Origin of the sequence: Bradyrhizobium dasycarpum (assembly GCF_042019905.1) — a bacterium.
Lineage (GTDB): Bacteria > Pseudomonadota > Alphaproteobacteria > Rhizobiales > Xanthobacteraceae > Bradyrhizobium > Bradyrhizobium japonicum_B.
In genome coordinates this window covers 850679-868635 of the sequence record NZ_CP169574.1, presented here as the reverse complement: position 1 = coordinate 868635, position 17957 = coordinate 850679, and the positions used below count along the sequence as shown (strand labels likewise).

Sequence of the window (17957 nt, the reverse complement as noted above, 5' to 3'; positions counted from 1 at the left end):
CTACCCGCCGGATCGCGATCGCGACCGCTCTCTCCGCCACGAGCGCAGCAGCGGGCCGCCGGGTCCAAGGACCGGATCGGCTGTCGGCTTGCGGACCTTGGCGATGCGCTTGATGGCGTCGGGACGCTCGCGCGTGTCAGTGCACTCGTCATAGGTCCCGTCCTGCGGATAGGCGCCGACCACCAGAAAGTCCCGACTGGCCTCGATGAGCCGGTGTCCGGTGCCCGCGGGAAGCACCAGAACGTCGCCGGCCTTGACGCGCAGGATCCGGCCCTTGACGCCGCCGCACTCGATCCTGGCCGTGCCACGTGCCACGCCCATCACCTCGTGGATCTGCGAATGATAATGGACGAAGTCATACACCGTATCGCGCCACGACCGGCCCCAGCCATTCGCATCGAACATCGTGTCGATGATGACGTCAGGGGGAAAGCGCCGGCTGTTCAGCTTCACCGCCCCGCGATAGAGCAACGCTGGAAATTTCGGATTGTTCGGCACGATGCCGTCGTCGCGAAAACGGAGCGCGGCCGGCTTTCGCGCCCGCACCAGCGCCCGCAGCGCCGCGGCATCGGGACGATCCTCCACCAGCTTCCTGGCGAAATTCTTGACCTGATCCTTGATCGGCATGGCGTCTCCTCAGCCCCGATTCAACCACGGCGGAGGCGAGAAGTTTCCCAAAGTGAAAACAGCTTGGCGGCGTTCTGCGCCCCGTGGCAAAACCGCAAGATCGGTCGAGCACGTCATGCCCGCCTGCGCTTTAGCTGGTGCCGCCACGGAGGACACGATGACGGCGGCGCTTCGCAACTACCATGCCCGGATGCAGCGGGTGCTGGATCACATCGACCGGCATCTGGATGACGATCTGGACCTGGATGCGCTGAGCGGCGTCGCGGCCTACTCCAAGTATCATTTCCACCGACAGTTCACGGCGACCTTCGGGCTGTCCGTGCATCGCTACATCCAGCTTGCCCGTATGAAGCGCGCTTCATACCGGTTGGCCTACAACGACGCCGACAGCGTCACGGATATCGCGATGGATGCCGGCTACGACGCACCCGACGCCTTCGCCCGCGCCTTTCGGCAACGGTTCGGACAATCGCCGTCGTCGTTCCGGAAGTCTCCCGACTGGGAGCCGTGGCTTGCGGCCTTCGGGCCACTCGACAATGCGAGGAGCAAGTTCATGCAGAAGACCTTTACCAGCGACGACGTGACGATCCTCAACGTGCCGACGACGGCGGTGGCGATCATGGAGCACCGCGGCGACCCGGCGACGCTTCCCGCCACCATCCAGCGCTTCATCGCCTGGCGCAAAGCCGCCGGTCTGCACCCGCGCACGAGCCCGACCTTCAACGTCTGGCGGTCCGAGCGGCGGCCGGCCTCGCCTGCCGACTACAGCGTGGACCTCTGCGTCGGAACCGACAAGCCGATCGAGCCGAGCGGCGCGGCGATCAAGGCCGGCGAAATTCCGGGCGGTCGCTGCGCCGTGCTGCGCATCGTCGGCAACACCGACAATCTCGAGCCCGCCGCGCTCTACCTCTATCGCGACTGGCTCCCGGCCAGCGGCGAGGAGGCGCGCGACTTCCCGATCTATTGCCAGCGGCTGAACTTCGTTCCCGATGTCGCCGAGCACGAGGCAGCGGCGGACCTGTTCCTGCCGTTGAAATGAACCTTCGTCACCTCCACCGTCATTCCGGGATGCGTGCGCAAGGACGCAGGCCCGGAATCCATCGGGCCGCATGCCCCGCCGTCCGATGGATTCCGGGCTCGCCCTTTCAGGGCGCCCCGGAATGACGAGCGGAGGCTGAGGCAACCGCTCGCGAGGCGTCGGGCAAAACACCATGAAACCCGTCAACCCCTTCCCGCAAAAATATTCCACTTTCCCGAATTTCGGATTTGTGGCATAGAGCGGTCATCCCGGCCCTGCCAGAGGGGCGCTTCGCGATCGTCACGAGATGCGGGCCGGGGTGCGGTGGACGCGGTAGCGCCGGCGCGACAGGCGGTGACAGGGACGGGCGACCGTTGAGTCATGCGCGGCGTGCTACGACACGGCGCGGTCACAGCGGTCTTGTTGATGGTCGGGGGCGCGCACATCGGGCCCCGGATGCTGAGGCAGGGGCGTCCGCGGACGGAGAAGTCGTGTGGTCCCGACGCCCGGGGTTCTGGCGTCAAATCTCGCCGTGATGTGGCGGCCAACCGGCACGCGCATCGATCAGCGGCGAGGCGACGGGGGCAATAGTGCAACGCTCCCCGAGGAGAGCACGAAGGACACCGTTAAAACCATCCGCGCAGGGAAGGCCGGGCGACCGGCACACCTGTGATCCACCCCGTGTGCATTCTTCGTTGTGCACGGATTGCGGGTGCCGCCGGCGCCCGGCCTTCCCTGCGCCTTCTGGTCTTTCGAGGGCGCGAACGAACAGCAAAGCTCGGGCAAGAAGTGCCGCGAGAATGCGGTTGTGCGTCTGCAACAAAGAGCGCCGATGGAAAGAGCAAGCCGGTGCCACATACTCCGTCATTGCGAGCGCCGCGAAGCAATCCAGACTGCCTCCGTGGAAAGATTCTGGATTGCTTCGCGGCGCTTGCAATGACGGCGGAGAGAGAATGATCCGAGCTCCTCTCGTGCCCCGGACACGGCGCAGCGCCCCCCGCGATGCAAAGCATCGGTCGGTCAAGGCGACGGCGTCACCTTCACCGGCTCGGGGCGTCTCGGCGCGCGCAGCGGTTCCGGAAGCTGGCGCCGCTCCGACGGCTGCGGTGGAACCTGGAGTTCGGCGAAACAGTAGCGCCGGAAAGCCGCTATTTTCAGCGGAACGAACGCCTCGCAGGCCCGATTCAAGCCACATCCTCTCCGGATTTGCGGCTCATTGCCACCCAAGTCTTTGATGACAAAGGGCAGGTCAAGAGTTGCGTCATGCGTAACCGGGAGACCAGGATGGGCAACCGCACCGCAAAATTCATATCCGCGCTGGTCAGCAGCATTATTGCCGGCCTGCCACTGGCCGCCGTGTCGCAGAACGCGCCGAACGGATCGGGCACCGCCACCGCAAACGCCGACTGCCTGGCCTCGCCGAAGGGCGCCGCGCCGCAGGGACAGCATTGGTACTATCGCCTCGACCGTACGACCAAGCGGCAATGCTGGTACCTGCGCGCCGCCGGCGACAAGGACAGCGCGAAGGCCGCGCAGGCTACGCAGGCCGACACACCATCGGATTCAACAGCATCGCCGCAGCAGACCGCGCAGGACGCGCGCGCCGAATATCTGGGTGCGCGCAGTGATGCGGCCGCCAAGACGCCGAACGCGATCACGCCGGGCGCACCGACGGCCCCGACGGCACAGCAACCCGCCAACCAGGCTGACAGCAGCGCGCAGCCAGCTTCTGTCGCCTCGCCATGGCCCGAAGTCTCGGCAGCGCCCACCGCTCCAGAGCCGCAGCCGGCAACGACCATGGTCACAGCCGTTGCGCAGCCGAAGACAAAGCCGTCAAAATCCCCTGCCCCGCCCCCGCCTGCCGCAGCAGACGGCATGACCGACAAAACCGGCGGCTCGGTGCAGATGCTGCTGCTGGTGATCGGCGGCGCGCTGGCACTCGCGGGCATCCTCGCCAGCGTGGTCTACCGTTTCGCCCGCAGGCGCGTGCGCGTTCAAGCTGCTTCCGACCGCCGCGGGCATTGGGACGATTGGGCGCCGCAGGATCACGACGGAAGCCGCGCGCCATGGCTCGGTGCGAATTCAGCGGCCCAGCCGCACGCGCAAGGCGGCCCGGTCGATTTCGACGAAGCCCGACCGCAGACCGCGCAGCTCGCGGCATTCACCAGGGAGATCTCCGTGATCGCCGCCCAATCCGCCTCCGTCCGCAGCAAGGCTGGCGAGCTCGACAAGGCCGACATCTTCCGCGGCGCGTTCGCGATCGAGCCAGCGCCCCCGCGGCTCGCGGCCAAGGCGACCGACGACAAGAAGCCCGTTGCTGACGACGAGGCCAATCGCAATGACGATGTGAAGAGCGAGGATGCCGTCGATGTCGACGTGATCACCGCGATGCTGGAACGGCTGGCGAAGCAGGGGCCGCGGCTGCGGGAGCCTAGCCCTGAAGCTGGCCTTGCAAACCTCGCACGAAACCAACGAGGCCAATCCGCCGCTCGCGCTTGAGGCGCTCGGCCTTCAGGATCGACTGCACCTCGGCGAAGGCCTCATCGACGTCGTGGTTGATGACGATGTAGTCGTACTCGGCCCAGTGGCTCATCTCGTGGCTGGCGCGGCTCATGCGCTTGCGGATCACCTCGTCGGAATCCTGCGCGCGCGAATGCAGGCGCTTTTCGAGGTCGGCCGCCGAGGGCGGCAGGATGAAGACGCGGACGACGTCGACGCTGGCTTTCTGGTGCAGCTGCTGCGTGCCCTGCCAGTCGATGTCGAACAGCACGTCCTTTCCGGCAGACAGCGCCGCCTCCACCGGAGCACGCGGCGTGCCGTAGAGATTGTCGAACACGGTGGCCCATTCGAGCAACTCGTCGCCCTTCACCATCGCTTCGAAGCGCGGCTTGTCGACGAAAAAGTAGTCGCGACCCTCGACCTCCCCGGGTCGCTTCGCGCGCGTGGTCGCCGACACCGACATCTTCAGGCCGGGCTCTCGGTCGAGCAACATCCGCGACAGCGTCGTCTTGCCCGCGCCCGAGGGCGAGGACAGCACGAACATCAAGCCGCGCCGCTCGACACCGTCAGTTCCGTGGCCGCCCGTCGTCATCGATCACTCCAGATTCTGGACCTGCTCGCGGAACTGCTCGACCACGTTCTTCATGGCCAGCCCCGTATTGGTCAGCTCGATGTCGTTCGACTTCGAGCAACAGGTGTTGACCTCGCGGTGAAACTCCTGCGCCAGGAAGTCGAGCTTGCGGCCGATCGGGCCGCCCTTGCCGATCAGCTCGCGCGCCTGCGCGACGTGGGATGCGATGCGATCGAGCTCCTCACGGATGTCGGCCTTGGTGGCGATCAGGATCGCCTCCTGCATCAGGCGGTCGGAATCGAACCGGTCGGAGGTGTCGAGCAGCGCCGCGATCTGCTCGGCGAGCCTGGCCTTGATCGCCTCCGGCTTGCGGCCGGGCGCAGCTTCCGCCTTCTTCGCCAATTGCTCGATCTCGTCGACGCGCTGGGTGAGGATCTGGCCGAGCGAGGTGCCCTCGCGCTTGCGCATCGCAACGAGCTCGGCGAGCGCCTTGTCGAAGGCCTCGGCGGCAGCGGCACGCGCGGCGTTGTCCTCCGCCTCGTCGCCCTCGGGCTCGGCGACCTCGACGACGCCCTTGATGGCGAGCAGGCCGTCGATGCTCGGGGCAACCGCGTCGATCTTGCCGCCGATCATGGCGGCGGCCTTCAGGACGGCGTTGAGCACGTCCTCGTTGACGCGAACCGTTGCGGCGGCATTGCTGCGCTTGACGGTGAGATTGGCGTAGACGGTGCCGCGCGACAAAAGCTCGCCGGCGCGCTTCTTGGCGTAGGCCTCAAGCTCGTCGAAGCCCTGCGGCAGCCGCACCCTGAGGTCGAAGCCCTTGGCGTTGACGGACTTCAATTCCCACTCGAACGTGTACGGCCCGCTTGCGCCGTGGCATCTCGCAAAGCCGGTCATGGACGACAGCGCCATCAGGTCAAATTCTCCAAAAAACGCGGGATTCGCGAGGCATCAAGCCACGCAGATCTTAAGACTATTTTGCAGGAAAGTGGAATCCGCAAAGTCCGCAGCAGCGGTTGGGACGGATCTAGCGCTGGACCACCGGTGGCGACGGCTGCACCGCGCCCTGCCGCGCCGGTGCCGGAGCTGCCGGGCGTGCCGCCGGCGGCTTTTTCTGCTGATTGGGCCGCGCCGGTGTGGTCGCGGTCGGCGTATCGGCGGCTCCGGGCGCAGCGGCGGCCGGCGGCGGCGCATCCTCGGGCGGCTCGACCGTGTCGTTCTGGATCTGCTTCTCCATCGCGCGCAGCTTGGCCACGTTCTTCTGGTGCGCGTCGTAGGTCTCGGTAAAGGCGTGCCCGCCGCTGCCGTCGGCGACGAAATAGAGGTCGCGGGTGCGGGCCGGATTGGCGGCGGCCTCCAGCGAGGCGCGGCCGGGGTTGGAGATCGGGCCCGGCGGCAGGCCTTCGATCACATAGGTGTTGTAGGGCGAAGGCTGCGTGATCTCGCTGCGCTTGATCGGGCGACCCAGCGTGCCCTTGCCGCCGACCAGCCCATAGATGATGGTCGGATCGGACTGCAGCTTGATCCGCTGCTTCAGGCGATTGACGAACACCGCGGCGACGCGGCTGCGCTCGTCGGGCTTGCCGGTCTCCTTCTCCACGATCGAGGCCAGGGTCACCAGCTGCTCCGGCGTCCTGACCGGAATGTCCTGATTGCGACGCTCCCAGATCTCGGCGAGCACACGCTTGTGCGCCTGCTGCATGCGCTGGACCACCTGCTCGCGCGGCGTGCCGCGCGGAACTTGTAGGTTTCCGGCAGCAGCGTGCCTTCGCGCGGCAGCTCGCGCACGCTGCCGGTGAAGATGTCGTTGTCGGACAGGCGCGCCACGATCTGCTCGGAGGTCAGCCCCTCCGGAATCGTGACGGCATGCTGCACCACCTTGCCCTCGACGATGGTGGCGATCACGTCGCGGAGCGAGGCGTTTTTCTGGAACGAATATTCACCCGGCTTGAGATCCGAGCTCGCCTTCAACGCGGCAACGCTGGCGATGAACACCCAGGGATTGACGTCGGTGACGCCTTCCCGGTTCAGCGTCTCGGCGATGTCGCGCTTGCCGGCGCGCTGCGGGATGTTGACGATCTTGTCGTCCTTCAGCGGCCCGGGCGCCTCGAGGCACCTGGCGGCCGTAATAATAGACGCCGCCTGCGCCGAGCATGGCGATCAGCAGAAGGGTGATGATGGCGTTGCCGACGACCACGAACGGATTGCGCGCACGGTCCGAACGCTTCGGCGGCGGCGGGAGCTGCTCGGGCTCAAGTGCTGCCCGCGGACTCCGGGGCGAGATGGGCGGCCTTTCACTCATAGAAGCAACCTGAATCCTGCCGGTTCAATAGCGGCCCGACCATCGCTTGCCGAGCCAAATGCACGCCCACTTCCATGACTATCGCCGAATACGGCAAAACGGTGGATTCGTTTCAAACGCAAACTAATCGGCCAAACGTCGGACGATCACCGACGCATTGGTACCGCCAAAACCAAACGAGTTCGACAAGGCAACATTGACCTCACGCTTCTTCGCAACGTGCGGCACGAGGTCGATCGCGGTCTCCACCGACGGATTGTCGAGGTTGATCGTCGGCGGCACGACACTATCGCGAATCGCGAGGATGGCGAAGATCGCTTCGATCGCGCCGGCCGCGCCGAGCAGATGACCGGTCGACGATTTGGTCGAGGACATCGCGACCTTGGAGGCGGCATTGCCGAGCAGACGCTCGACGGCACCAAGCTCGATCTCGTCGCCGAGCGGTGTCGAGGTGCCGTGCGCGTTGATATAATCGAGATCGGATGCGGTCAGGCCGGCGCGCTTGAGCGCAGCCGACATGCTGCGGAAGCCGCCATCGCCGTCGGGCGACGGCGAGGTAATGTGATAGGCATCACCCGACAGACCGTAGCCGATCACCTCGGCATAGATCCTCGCGCCGCGGCGCCTCGCGTGCTCGAGGCTCCTCCAGCACCAGGACGCCGGCGCCCTCGCCCATCACGAAGCCGTCGCGGTCCTTGTCGTAGGGACGCGAGGCCTTCTCGGGAGTCTCATTGAAGCCGGTCGAAAGCGCGCGCGCGGCATTGAAGCCGGCAATGCCGATGCGGCTGATCGGCGACTCGGCGCCGCCTGCGACCATCACGTCGGCATCACCCAGCGCGATCAGGCGGGCGGCATCGCCGACCGCATGCGCGCCGGTCGAGCAGGCGGTGACGACGGCATGGTTCGGCCCTTTCAGCCCGTGTGCGATCGAGACGTAGCCGGAGGCGAGATTGATCAGGCGACCCGGAATGAAGAACGGCGACACCCGGCGCGGTCCGCGCTCCTTCAACAGGATCGCAGTTTCGGCAATGCCGCTGAGGCCGCCGATGCCGGATCCGATCATGGTTCCAGTCGCGCACTTGTCCTCTTCGGACTCGGGGTGCCAGTTGGCGTCGTCGAGCGCCTGGCCGGCCGCGGCCATGCCGAAGATGATAAAGTCGTCGACCTTGCGCTGGTCCTTCGGCTCCATCCACTTGTCGGGATTGAAAGTACCGTTGCTGCCGTCGCCGCGCACCACGGTGCAGGCGTATTTCGTCTGAAGATCGGAGACATCAGAAGCTCTCGATCGCGCGCGCGCCGCTTTCGCCGTTGAGGATGCGTTTCCAGGTCGGTTCGACGCCGCAGCCGAGCGGCGACACCATGCCGAGACCAGTGACGACAACCCGCCTCATGTCCGAAAACTCCGCATCGAAACCTTCACGGCCAATAACAAGAAACCGGCTGACCGCTGCGAAGCGGCCCGTCCGGTTTCAATGTTGTCCCCGCGAAATGAAGAGCGTCAGCTCTTCGCGTTCTTCTCGAGAAACTTCGTGGCATCGCCGACGGTGAGAATCGTCTCCGCGGCGTCGTCCGGAATCTCGCAACCGAATTCCTCTTCGAACGCCATCACCAGCTCGACGGTGTCCAGACTGTCGGCGCCGAGGTCGTCGATGAAGCTCGCGTTGTCGACAACCTTCTCGGGTTCAACACCAAGGTGTTCGACCACGATCTTCTTAACCCGCTCGCCAATGTCACTCATTGCTTAACCTCGTGTTGTTCCTGTAGACCCGACCCCCCGGGACGATACGAGCCGTCGTGGTCGTGTTACTTGCCTTCGCTTACGTACTTTGATTTGGCCCCACCCTAACCGATACAGGGCCCGGCGAACGACGGCCAAGGCTCCGCATCGCCAATATACAGGGTTTCAAAAACCTGCAATGGCGTTCTTTGCCCATCCGTTGAAGGTCCGGTTATCACACTTCAATTGCCTTGACTACAAGCCTCATTTCACTCGAAAACGGCCGTTTGCCGCATTCCACGCCGACCATGTGGGCAGCGCGGAACGAAGACCTCAGATCATGGCCATGCCGCCGTTGACGTGGATGGTCTGGCCGGTGACGTAGGCTGCTTCGTTCGAGCTCAGGTACACGGCCGCCGCGGCGATGTCCTCGGGCGTCCCCAGACGGGCAGCCGGAACCTTGGTCAGAATCATTTCGCGCTGCTTGTCGTTGAGCGCGTCGGTCATCGGCGTCTTGATGAAGCCCGGCGCGATGCAGTTCGCGGTCACGCCGCGCTTGGCGTATTCGGCGCCCAGCGTCTTGATCATGCCGATCAGGCCCGCCTTCGAGGCGGTGTAATTGCCCTGCCCGGGATTGCCGGTGACGCCGACCACCGAGGTGATGGCGATGATGCGGCCGAAGCGCTTGCGCATCATCAGCTTGGTGGCGGCACGCGCGAGGCGGAAGGTCGCGGTCAGATTGACGTTGATGACCTCCTCCCAATCCTCGTCACGGAGCTGCACGAAGAGATTGTCGCGGGTGATGCCGGCATTGGCGATGAGGATGTCGACCTGGCCCATCGCGGCTTCCGCGGCGGGCACCAGCGCCTCGACCTCGTCGGCCTTGGAGAGATTGCAGGGCAACACAAAGACGCGCTCGCCGAGCTTGCCGGCAAGCTCATCCAGCACTTCCTTGCGCGTTCCTGAGATCGCGACGGTCGCGCCCTGCCCATGCAGCGCCTGCGCGATCGCGCCGCCAATGCCGCCGGTGGCGCCGGTGACGAGCGCCTTCTTGCCAGTCAGATCGAACATCGATGACAACTCCTCTAGGCCTGCTTCGCAGCGGCCAGTGCATCCTTGGCGGCGGCAATGTCATTGGGACCGCCGACCGCAACGCCGACGGCACCGTCCGCGATGCGCTTGACCAGACCGGTCAGCACCTTGCCCGCGCCGATCTCGAAGAAACGGGTGACGCCCTGCCCCGCCATATAGGCGACCGACTCGCGCCAGCGCACCGTTCCGGTGACCTGCTCGATCAGGCGGCGGCGGATCTCGTCGGGGTCGGTGATGGCGCTTGCCAGCACGTTCGACACCAGCGGCGCGGCCGGCGCCTTGATCGTGACCTTCGACAGCGCCTCCGCCATGGCGTCGGCGGCGGGCTGCATCAGCCTGCAATGGAACGGGGCGGACACCGGCAGCAGCATCGCGCGCTTGGCACCCTTGGTCTTGGCGATCTCGACGGCGCGATCGACCGCAGCCTTGTCGCCTGAGACCACCACCTGCCCGCCGCCGTTGTCGTTGGCGGCCTGGCAGACCTGCCCCTGCGCCGCCTCGTTGGCGACCTCCATGGCGGCCTCGTAATCGAGGCCGAGCAGCGCGGCCATTGCGCCAGCGCCGACCGGGACGGCCTTTTGCATTGCGAGACCGCGGGTGCGAAGCAGACGGGCGGTATCCGACACCGTCAGGCTGCCGGCCGCAGCGAGCGCCGAATATTCACCGAGCGAATGGCCGGCGACGAAGGCTGCGTCTCGTCCCACGGAAAAACCGGCCTCGGCCTCCAGCACGCGCAGGGTGGCGATGGACACCGCCATCAGCGCCGGTTGGGCGTTTTCGGTGAGCTGGAGCGTTTCGGCCGGACCATCCCAGATGATGGCCGTCAGTTTCTCGGACAGCGCGGCATCGACCTCGTCGAACACGGCGCGCGCCACCGGAAAGGCGTCGGCCAGGGCCTTGCCCATGCCGACCGCCTGGGACCCCTGCCCCGGAAATGTGAATGCTGCCGTCATCGGCGCTCCCTGCTTGTCGGGCACGATCCCTCGAGAACCGGCAGCCGATTACGCGCGGCCTTGGGTGGTGGTTCCTTGGGCCATGGTTCCGGATCACGCTCCAAAGGGGGCCGTAGACACTGTCAGGGGCCGGACTGTCAAGCCGCGATGGGAACCCCGGCCGGCATTCAACTGGGGATACGCAGGCTCAAAACCCGCCGGCAGTCTGGTTGGCGTCGACCTTCGCCCCCGCCTGCGCACGGCGCGCGCTGTTCACCAACTCACCCCGCCGGTCATCCCGATCGGGCCTCGCCGTCGCCAGCCGCAGCACCGCGGCGTAGCCCGGTTGCACCTCCATGCGGCCGGCATAGCGGCTCGCGCTCAGCAGCCGATGCACTTTCGGCAGATTATAGCAGGGCACGTAGAACAAGAGATGATGCTCAAGGTGATAGTTCACGTAGTACGGCGCGATGAACAGCCGCTTCGAGGAAAACCGGCATGCGTGGTGCGGGTGTTGCGCAAGGGATCGCTGCTGTCGGGGACGACGGCGTGCTCGGCGATGTTACGGATGCGGGTGATGACCATCATCCAGGTCAAGAGCGGCACCAGCCATAACAGCGGGTAGGCCAACCACACGCCCGCCGCCGCGCACGCGGCGAACATCAGTGCATTGACGATGCATTGCGGACCGAGCTTGTCCCAGAAATGAGTGAGGCGCTGGCGCCACGGCCAGTCCCTCGCGCCAAGCGCGTTGAGCAGCTGCGCCTTGCGCTGCTGGTAGCCGGTCTGTCCGGTGATGTCGCGAATGAACTTGCGGCGATAGCTCAGCTTCGTGATCGGAAACGGCGCCGACAGCACGAGATCGGGATCATCCTCCTGCTGCGTGCGCGCATGGTGCTGCAGGTGGTAACGACGGTAGCTGCGCGTCTCCGCAAACAGCGGATAGGCACAAAACCATTGGCTCAGGGCCAGATTGGTCTTCTCGTCGGCGGACAGGCAGCCATGCGCGCCGTCATGCATCAGGATCGCGAGGCCCAGCTGGCGCGAGCCGATGATCGCGACGGCGAGGACATAGGTGACCGGATTGGGCCACCACGCGACCAAGGCCATCGCACCAATGATCAGCGCCCAGGCGTGCGCGATCAGCGCAACGCCCTTCCAGGTCACACGCCGGCGCACGTCGGCAAGTTGGTCGTCGGTCAGGAAATCACGGGCACGCATGCGAAGCGCGGTCATGGCCTAGCTCTCCTCGTCCGGCGTGGTCGTTGCATCACGCTCCTCGACAAGGCGCAGGCGCGTCGTGTCGGTAGATTTCGCCTGCTCGCCAAGCACCCGCAGCATCTCGGCGCAGAGTTCCTCGGGCGAGCGGCCCATCGCATGGCCTTCGAGAATGACGCCGATGGCGACGGCCCAGAACCGCCGCGAGCTTTCGTCGGGCGCACGCAGCGAGCGCCAGCCGTGCCGTGCCACCTGGGCTCGCATAGGCGCGCGCGCCCTCGCCGTGCAGGCGCTCGATGGTGCGCTCGACGAGGGGCGCAAGATCCTGGCGGCGCCGCGTCAATGTCAGCGCCTCGGCGAAGAAGGCGACTGAATCGCGCGCCGTCACGGTCTGCGCCAGCGCGTGCGTGTAGTCCCGCGGCGTCCGCGCGGTCAGCGCCGCCTGCTCGGTCGCACGCGCCAGATACAGGAGCTCGCGGCAGGCGCATTCGACGAACAGCGCCTCCTTGGTGCGGAAGTAATAGGTGATCTGGCTGGGAAATGCGTTGGCCGCGGCCGCGATGTCGGTGATCGCCGTGCCCGACAGCCCCCGCTCCCGGAACAGCGGACTGGCCGCATCCAGTAGCAGCGAGCGCATCTTGCGGCCGGCCGACCGTGTCGCGCGCGCGGCGTGCTTCGGATCGCCCGCCGACGCCTCGAACGGAGCCTGAATCGATTCACCCGCCATCAAGTCCTCCCGATCCATTATTTGTATGACATACAAACAAATAGGTCAAGCTGGTATGGGAGGGTGGATTGGCTGCCCCGGCCGCCCCCGTGTCGGCCGAAAGCTCGGGGCTCGAACCTTGCCATCTCCGCCAAAATCCGTATAAGGCGCGCATCCGCAGACCCCGGCCGGGAGCTGAACGGACGGTCTCAGCAAATCCTTCGTGATTTTGGTGTGGCAGGGCCAGTCGGCCCGTCGTCCCGTGTTTCCGCCTTCTGAGCTTAATCCCAGAGTCCTTTCCGAAGGCCTCTTAAGGGCTTGACGCCGGGCGATGCGCCAACATGAGGAAAGGACCACCATGGCTCTTTATGAGCATGTTTTTCTCGCGCGTCAGGACGCGAGCACGCAGCAGGTCGAAGAGCTGACTGCGCAGATGACCGGGATCGTCGAGGGTCTCGGCGGCAAGGTCACCAAGACCGAGAATTGGGGCGTGCGCTCCCTCACCTACCGCATGAACAAGAACCGCAAGGCGCACTTCGTGCTGCTCAACATCGACGCGCCGTCCGCGGCGATCGCCGAGATCGAGCGCCAGGAGCGCATCAGCGAAGACGTGATCCGCTATCTCAGCGTCCGCGTCGAGGAGCTCGAGGAAGGTCCGTCCGCGATGATGCGCAAGGCCGACCGCGATCGCGAGCGTGACGACCGTGGCGGCGGCTTCCGCGGCGAGCGTGAAGGCGGCTTCCGTGGCGACCGCGAGGGCGGTTTCCGTGGTGGCGATCGCGACGGTGGTGGCTTCCGCGGCGACCGCGGCCCGCGCCGTCCGCGCGAAGAAGCTGAAACCACGACGGATGGGGAGTAAGAACAATGGCTGAAGCTGGTGCACGCCGCCCGTTTTTCCGTCGTCGCAAGAGCTGCCCGTTCACGGGCGCCAATGCTCGAAGATCGACTACAAGGACTCCAAGCTCCTGATGCGTTACGTCTCCGAGCGCGGCAAGATCGTGCCGAGCCGCATCACGGCAGTGTCCGCGAAGAAGCAGCGTGAGCTCGCCCGCGCCATCAAGCGCGCGCGGTTCCTGGGCCTCTTGCCCTACGTCATTCGCTAACACGACCAATCCGGCCGGCGGCCCCGAGCCGCCGGTCGCAACTTTTTCGAACTCATAAGGCTTCCGGGTCGTCCGGTCGCCGATGGTTGGGGCAGACGAGCCTCTAACCGCTCGAAGGGAGCGGGACAGCTGATGATGGCTTTTGCACTGATTGGCCTGATCGCCGGCGCTGCGTCGGCCCTGATGTTCGCCTCGATCATTTCGGGCGCGCTGATCTCGCTCGTCCTGTTCTATCTCGCTCCACTGCCGCTGATGGTCGCCGCGATCGGCTGGGGACCGCTTTGCGCCAGCCTCGGCGGCATCGCTGCTGCGATCGGCCTCGGCGCGCTGTTCGGCCTGCCCTATGGCATCGCATTCGCCCTCACCGTCGCACTGCCGGCCTGGTGGCTCGGCCATCTCGCCCTGCTCAGCCGTCCCGTGGGAGCTGTCGCGCCAAACGCCGCCGCCGAACCAGCCGCCGCACCTGAGCTCGAATGGTATCCGGTCGGCCGCATCCTGCTGTGGCTCGCCGGCTTTGCCGCGCTGACCACGATGGCTGCCCTGCTTACGCTCGGGACCGACGCCGAGACCATCCTCGGCACGTTGCGGCGCGGCCTGATGCGCCTCCTCCGCGCCACCGACCCGCAAAGCTCCGGCGAAGCCGGTCAGTTCGTCGACGCGCTGGTGCGCATGGCACCGGCCGGGGCCACCATCATCGCGATGCTGACACTGACCCTGAACCTCTGGCTCAGCGCCAAGATCACCGCCACGTCGGGCCGGCTGCGGCGCCCGTGGCCGGACTTGAAGACGGCGGAGCTGCCGCCGATGACGCTGGTGGCGCTCTGCGTCGCGCTCGCCTTCTGCTTCACCGGCGGGCTCGTCGCGATCGTCGCTCAGATCACCGCGGCGGCGCTGATGATTGGCTATGCGCTGACCGGCTTCGCGGTGCTGCACACCCTCACGCTGGCGCTGAAGAGCCGCACGTTCTGGCTCGGCTCGACCTATGCCGTCGTGGTCGTGTTCGGATGGCCCGTGATCGCAATGGTGATCCTCGGCCTTGCGGACGCCATGTTCGGCTTCCGCGAACGCTTCCTGCGCAGCCGGCAGCAGCCGCCACCGCTGCCGACCCCTGAGTTCAACCCGAAAACCGAAAACCCACAGAGCACTTCAATAGGAGAACGAATATGGAAGTCATTTTGCTGGAACGCGTCAACAAGCTCGGCCAGATGGGCGAAGTCGTGAAGGTTCGCGACGGCTACGCCCGCAATTTCCTGCTCAAGCGCGGCAAGGCGCTGCGTGCCACCGCCGACAACCGTGCCAAGTATGACGGCATGAAGGCCGAGCTCGAGGCCCGCAACCTCCAGGCCAAGGGCGAAGCGTCCAAGGTCGCCGAGAAGATCAAGGACAAGAACATCATCGTGATCCGCCAGGCTTCCGAAGCCGGCCAGCTGTTCGGCTCGGTCACGGTGCGCGACATCGTCATGGCGTTCGAGGCCGACGGCGTCCACCTCGACCGTCCGCAGGTGCAGCTCGACGCGCCGATCAAGACCATCGGCAAGCACACGGTCATCGTTGCCGTTCACCCCGAGGTCGAGGTCGAGATCACCGTCACGGTTGCGCGCAGCCAGGACGAGGCCGAGCGCATCAACCGCGGCGAGGACATCTCGACCCGCAACGAGGACCGCGACGCGGCCGCCGAGGCGATCGCAGCCGCCGGCGAGTTCTTCGATCCGGAAGCCGAGCACGACGAGGTCGCGCCGGCGCCGGCCGCGGAAGAGAAGTAAGTTCAAATGTCGTCATTCCGGGATGGTCCAAAGGACCAGACCCGGAATCTCGAGATTCCGGGTTCGATGCTGCGCATCGCCCCGGAATGACGAGCCCCACACAAGCCCGGCTGCCTCAGGCGGCCGGGCTTTTCGTTTTGGCGGCAGCGTCCTCGCTCAACATCGCGATCGAGGCCAGCGCCGTTGCCGTGTGCTTCTCGACGCCGCCGCTGACGCAGAACACGTCGGCGGCAACGACCGAGACCTGACGACCCGGCTTGATCACCCGGGCACGGCAGATCAGCTTCTCGCCGACCGCGGGCGACAACAGGTTGAGCTTGTATTCCGCGGTCAGCGCCGGCTGGCCGCGCGAGGTGGCGGCTGCGATCGTCGTGGCGTTGTCGACCAGGAAGGCGGTGACGCCGCCGTGGAAGAAGCCGTGCTGCTGCAGCAGCTCCGGCCGGCGATCCACGGCAATCGTGCAGGTGCCGCGCGTCAATTCCGACAGCTCGGCGCCGACCAGGTTCATGAAGCCCTGCCGGCCGACATTGGCATGAATGTGCTCGGCAACGGCCGCGAATTCCGGATCTGCTTCGGCGCGCATGCAATCTCTCCTTAGTGCTTGTTGATGCGATCGTGTGGCCGTAGCGCACGGATGGCGCAGGCGATCAGCGTGTCGGCCTCGGCGCGCGGATCGGCGCGGTCGCGTCCCGACAGGAAGGCGCGGCAGAAAATCTGCGCCGGACCGATGAGCTGGCTGACGAACATCGCCGGCGTCATCGGCAAGAGCTCGCCGTTGGCAACCAGCGGCGCGCGCCAGCGCTCGATGCCGTCGGCAAGGCGTGCATTCTGCGCGCGCTGGGCGTCGCGGACGTCCTCGCCCCATTCGCTGCGCGAGATCTCGAACAGGTAGCGCGCCTCGCGCCGGCTGGTCACGACCCAATCAAGATGTGCCCGGATCAGCCGATCGATGCCCTGCTCCGCCGCGGGCACAGGATCGAGCGCGGCCAGCACCGCGGCGTGATAGTGCCGCAAGACCTCCAGGAACAGCGCACCGGCAAGCTCCTTCTTTGAGCCGAAGGCGTGAAAGAAGCTGCCATTGGAAGCCCGTGCCCGGGCACGGATCGCGGCCACCGTCGCGGCTTCGAAGCCGACGCGGTCGAACACGGCCAGCCCGGCTGCCAACAGGTCGTCTCGCACGCTCGCCGCCATCGGCGCCTCCTAGAGCATTACTCTAGAGTGGCACTCTAATGCCGTCAATACGATGCGGAGGCCACGACGAACGCGGCCTCCGCATGTCGGGCGGAAAACGGGCTGGCTTAGCGCGAGATCGGCGGCGCTGGCGGGCCGGACGACCCGGCCGGCGCGGCAGGCGCGGTCGCGGCGGGCGATGCCGGTTCTTGCGGCTTGGCCGCCGGTTCAGAGCTGGCGGCCGGCGCAGCAGGCTTGGGAGCTGCCTCTTCCGCCGACTTGGACGCAGCCGGCTCGGCAGGCTTCGCGGCCGCCGGTGCAGCGGGCGTTACCGGGGGGACAGGATCGGGCCGTACCGCCGGGGTCTCGCTGCGGGGTTCGACCTTGGCGCTGTCGGGCTTGGTCTCGTCGCGGCCGGGCTCGACCTTGGCCGCGTCCGGCTTCGGCTCCGGCGCGCTCTTCTTCTCGTCAGCTGTTGGCGCGACGGCGTCGGCCTTCGGCGCCTCCTCGGTACCGGGCTTGTCGCGGCGTTTGCCTTTGCGCCCCTCGGGCGCAGCCTGTGCTTCGGGCTTCGAGCCGTCCTCGGCCGGCCGTGTCGCACGCTTCTGGCGGGCGCCCTCGGCCGCGGGCGCGGCAGCCTCGCCGTCCGGCCTGGCGTCCTGGGCGCGCGGGCGACGGCCCTGAGGCTCGGGATTGCTGCTCGCGTCCTTGTCCTTGGCGCCGTCCTTCTTGCCGTCCTTGGCCTGGTAGCGGGTGTCGGTGGCACCGTTGGAGACGAGATAGGAGGCAAGAACGCCCGCCATGTCCGAGCTCGTGGTGTAATGCTGGCGCAGGAAGCCCGGCAGCGAACCCGGCGCGACGGTCTTCAGAAGCCCGCGTGGGCTCTTGTGGCAGGCGTTGCAGGTCTGGGCGAAAAGCTGGGACGGGGTCTTGCCGGCCTCGAGATCTGTCGGCTGCGCAAAGACGGTATCGGTCGCGCCGAAGCCGATCAGAAGCAGCACCGTCGCGAGGCTGAGCGCTCGGCTCGACATTCCCAACATCTCCATTGATTCCGAGAGGTGCAGCCGGCCTCCGGCGCGGCGGCGGGTCACCTTTTATCCGATTGAGCCGCGAATGGAAGCAGCCTCCGCGCGCAAGGATGTGATTAAGCCCTTTTGGAATATCGGCTGTGAACACAGCGCAATAGCGCAGCCGCGCCGCCATCCCTAGATTTGGATGCAAACGCATAGGAACCAGAGC

The 17957-nt window shown here is 66.2% G+C and carries 14 protein-coding genes and 5 pseudogenes; 6 read left to right on the top strand and 13 right to left on the bottom strand.

Features of this window, described 5'->3' with window-relative positions; genetic code table 11:
* Nucleotides 1-627 carry a cupin gene (locus ACETMP_RS04440; protein ID WP_375160031.1) on the bottom strand — a complete coding sequence of 209 codons (627 nt, stop codon included), beginning with the start codon at nt 625-627 and terminating at the stop codon, nt 1-3.
* 157 nt (nt 628-784) lie between these two features.
* Here ACETMP_RS04440 and ACETMP_RS04435 point away from each other — a divergent pair, with 157 nt between their 5' ends.
* Together ACETMP_RS04435 and ACETMP_RS04430 are read left to right on the top strand one after the other, a co-directional pair.
* On the top strand, nt 785-1666 hold the full coding sequence (locus ACETMP_RS04435) for a GyrI-like domain-containing protein (protein WP_375161837.1): 882 nt from the start codon (nt 785-787) through the stop codon (nt 1664-1666).
* A 1263-nt stretch (nt 1667-2929) separates the two neighbouring features.
* A complete protein-coding gene (locus tag ACETMP_RS04430) occupies nt 2930-4144 on the top strand; it encodes a hypothetical protein (RefSeq protein WP_375160030.1) in 1215 nt (404 codons plus the stop codon).
* Here ACETMP_RS04430 and gmk read toward each other — a convergent pair.
* From gmk to ACETMP_RS04385, 9 genes and pseudogenes are all read right to left on the bottom strand, one after another.
* The gene (gene gmk / locus ACETMP_RS04425; protein WP_375160029.1) at nt 4077-4736 is read right to left on the bottom strand and encodes a guanylate kinase; all 660 of its coding nucleotides are present in this window, start codon (nt 4734-4736) and stop codon (nt 4077-4079) included. The two genes, ACETMP_RS04430 and gmk, sit on opposite strands and share 68 nt — an antisense overlap.
* Nucleotides 4737-4739: 3 nt before the next feature.
* Nucleotides 4740-5627, bottom strand: a complete 888-nt coding sequence (locus ACETMP_RS04420) for a YicC/YloC family endoribonuclease (protein ID WP_375160028.1) — start codon at nt 5625-5627, stop codon at nt 4740-4742.
* A 115-nt stretch (nt 5628-5742) separates the two neighbouring features.
* Nucleotides 5743-7017 (bottom strand): annotated as a pseudogene (mltG, locus tag ACETMP_RS04415) (endolytic transglycosylase MltG).
* Nucleotides 7018-7140: 123 nt separating this feature from the next.
* Nucleotides 7141-8408, bottom strand: a pseudogene (gene fabF, locus ACETMP_RS04410) (beta-ketoacyl-ACP synthase II).
* A gap of 107 nt (nt 8409-8515) precedes the next feature.
* Nucleotides 8516-8755, bottom strand: a complete 240-nt coding sequence (locus ACETMP_RS04405) for an acyl carrier protein (RefSeq protein WP_008551805.1) — start codon at nt 8753-8755, stop codon at nt 8516-8518.
* A 312-nt stretch (nt 8756-9067) separates the two neighbouring features.
* Nucleotides 9068-9805 (bottom strand): 3-oxoacyl-[acyl-carrier-protein] reductase, encoded by a 738-nt coding sequence (fabG, locus tag ACETMP_RS04400; RefSeq protein ID WP_375160027.1) that lies wholly within the window; start codon nt 9803-9805, stop codon nt 9068-9070.
* A gap of 14 nt (nt 9806-9819) precedes the next feature.
* Nucleotides 9820-10779: an ACP S-malonyltransferase gene (gene fabD / locus ACETMP_RS04395; protein ID WP_375160026.1), complete on the bottom strand. Its 960-nt coding sequence runs from the start codon at nt 10777-10779 to the stop codon at nt 9820-9822.
* A gap of 187 nt (nt 10780-10966) precedes the next feature.
* Nucleotides 10967-11994 (bottom strand): annotated as a pseudogene (locus ACETMP_RS04390) (fatty acid desaturase family protein).
* A gap of 3 nt (nt 11995-11997) precedes the next feature.
* Nucleotides 11998-12703, bottom strand: a pseudogene (locus ACETMP_RS04385) (TetR/AcrR family transcriptional regulator C-terminal domain-containing protein).
* Between the two features lie 337 nt (nt 12704-13040).
* Here ACETMP_RS04385 and rpsF point away from each other — a divergent pair.
* The 4 genes and pseudogenes from rpsF to rplI all read left to right on the top strand — a co-directional run bounded on the left by rpsF (nt 13041) and on the right by rplI (nt 15548).
* Nucleotides 13041-13541 (top strand): 30S ribosomal protein S6, encoded by a 501-nt coding sequence (rpsF, locus tag ACETMP_RS04380; protein WP_126258271.1) that lies wholly within the window; start codon nt 13041-13043, stop codon nt 13539-13541.
* A 5-nt stretch (nt 13542-13546) separates the two neighbouring features.
* Nucleotides 13547-13785 (top strand): annotated as a pseudogene (gene rpsR, locus ACETMP_RS04375) (30S ribosomal protein S18).
* A gap of 132 nt (nt 13786-13917) precedes the next feature.
* Nucleotides 13918-15006, top strand: a complete 1089-nt coding sequence (locus ACETMP_RS04370; RefSeq protein ID WP_375160025.1) for a hypothetical protein — start codon at nt 13918-13920, stop codon at nt 15004-15006.
* Nucleotides 14949-15548, top strand: coding sequence for a 50S ribosomal protein L9 (rplI, locus tag ACETMP_RS04365; RefSeq protein WP_028136849.1), 600 nt, complete (start codon nt 14949-14951; stop codon nt 15546-15548). Before ACETMP_RS04370 ends, rplI begins: the two co-directional genes overlap by 58 nt.
* Nucleotides 15549-15663: 115 nt before the next feature.
* Here the strand turns inward: rplI and ACETMP_RS04360 are convergent, their stop codons facing one another.
* The 3 genes from ACETMP_RS04360 to ACETMP_RS04350 form a co-directional block, all read right to left on the bottom strand.
* Nucleotides 15664-16131: a PaaI family thioesterase gene (locus ACETMP_RS04360; RefSeq protein ID WP_375160024.1), complete on the bottom strand. Its 468-nt coding sequence runs from the start codon at nt 16129-16131 to the stop codon at nt 15664-15666.
* A gap of 11 nt (nt 16132-16142) precedes the next feature.
* Complete coding sequence (locus tag ACETMP_RS04355) at nt 16143-16739, bottom strand: TetR/AcrR family transcriptional regulator (RefSeq protein WP_375160023.1); 597 nt, start codon at nt 16737-16739, stop codon at nt 16143-16145.
* 107 nt (nt 16740-16846) lie between these two features.
* Nucleotides 16847-17749 (bottom strand): hypothetical protein, encoded by a 903-nt coding sequence (locus ACETMP_RS04350; RefSeq protein WP_375160022.1) that lies wholly within the window; start codon nt 17747-17749, stop codon nt 16847-16849.
* Between the last annotated feature and the right edge of the window lie 208 nt (nt 17750-17957).

What these genes read in the sequence shown, in the direction of transcription:
- ACETMP_RS04440 (WP_375160031.1), bottom strand. Translation starts at nt 627, where the DNA reads ATGCCGATCAAGGATCAGGTCAAGAATTTCGCCAGGAAGCTGGTGGAG.
- ACETMP_RS04435 (WP_375161837.1), top strand. Translation starts at nt 785, where the DNA reads ATGACGGCGGCGCTTCGCAACTACCATGCCCGGATGCAGCGGGTGCTG.
- ACETMP_RS04430 (WP_375160030.1), top strand. Translation starts at nt 2,930, where the DNA reads ATGGGCAACCGCACCGCAAAATTCATATCCGCGCTGGTCAGCAGCATT.
- gmk (WP_375160029.1), bottom strand. Translation starts at nt 4,736, where the DNA reads ATGACGACGGGCGGCCACGGAACTGACGGTGTCGAGCGGCGCGGCTTG.
- ACETMP_RS04420 (WP_375160028.1), bottom strand. Translation starts at nt 5,627, where the DNA reads ATGGCGCTGTCGTCCATGACCGGCTTTGCGAGATGCCACGGCGCAAGC.
- ACETMP_RS04405 (WP_008551805.1), bottom strand. Translation starts at nt 8,755, where the DNA reads ATGAGTGACATTGGCGAGCGGGTTAAGAAGATCGTGGTCGAACACCTT.
- fabG (WP_375160027.1), bottom strand. Translation starts at nt 9,805, where the DNA reads ATGTTCGATCTGACTGGCAAGAAGGCGCTCGTCACCGGCGCCACCGGC.
- fabD (WP_375160026.1), bottom strand. Translation starts at nt 10,779, where the DNA reads ATGACGGCAGCATTCACATTTCCGGGGCAGGGGTCCCAGGCGGTCGGC.
- rpsF (WP_126258271.1), top strand. Translation starts at nt 13,041, where the DNA reads ATGGCTCTTTATGAGCATGTTTTTCTCGCGCGTCAGGACGCGAGCACG.
- ACETMP_RS04370 (WP_375160025.1), top strand. Translation starts at nt 13,918, where the DNA reads ATGATGGCTTTTGCACTGATTGGCCTGATCGCCGGCGCTGCGTCGGCC.
- rplI (WP_028136849.1), top strand. Translation starts at nt 14,949, where the DNA reads ATGGAAGTCATTTTGCTGGAACGCGTCAACAAGCTCGGCCAGATGGGC.
- ACETMP_RS04360 (WP_375160024.1), bottom strand. Translation starts at nt 16,131, where the DNA reads ATGCGCGCCGAAGCAGATCCGGAATTCGCGGCCGTTGCCGAGCACATT.
- ACETMP_RS04355 (WP_375160023.1), bottom strand. Translation starts at nt 16,739, where the DNA reads ATGGCGGCGAGCGTGCGAGACGACCTGTTGGCAGCCGGGCTGGCCGTG.
- ACETMP_RS04350 (WP_375160022.1), bottom strand. Translation starts at nt 17,749, where the DNA reads ATGTCGAGCCGAGCGCTCAGCCTCGCGACGGTGCTGCTTCTGATCGGC.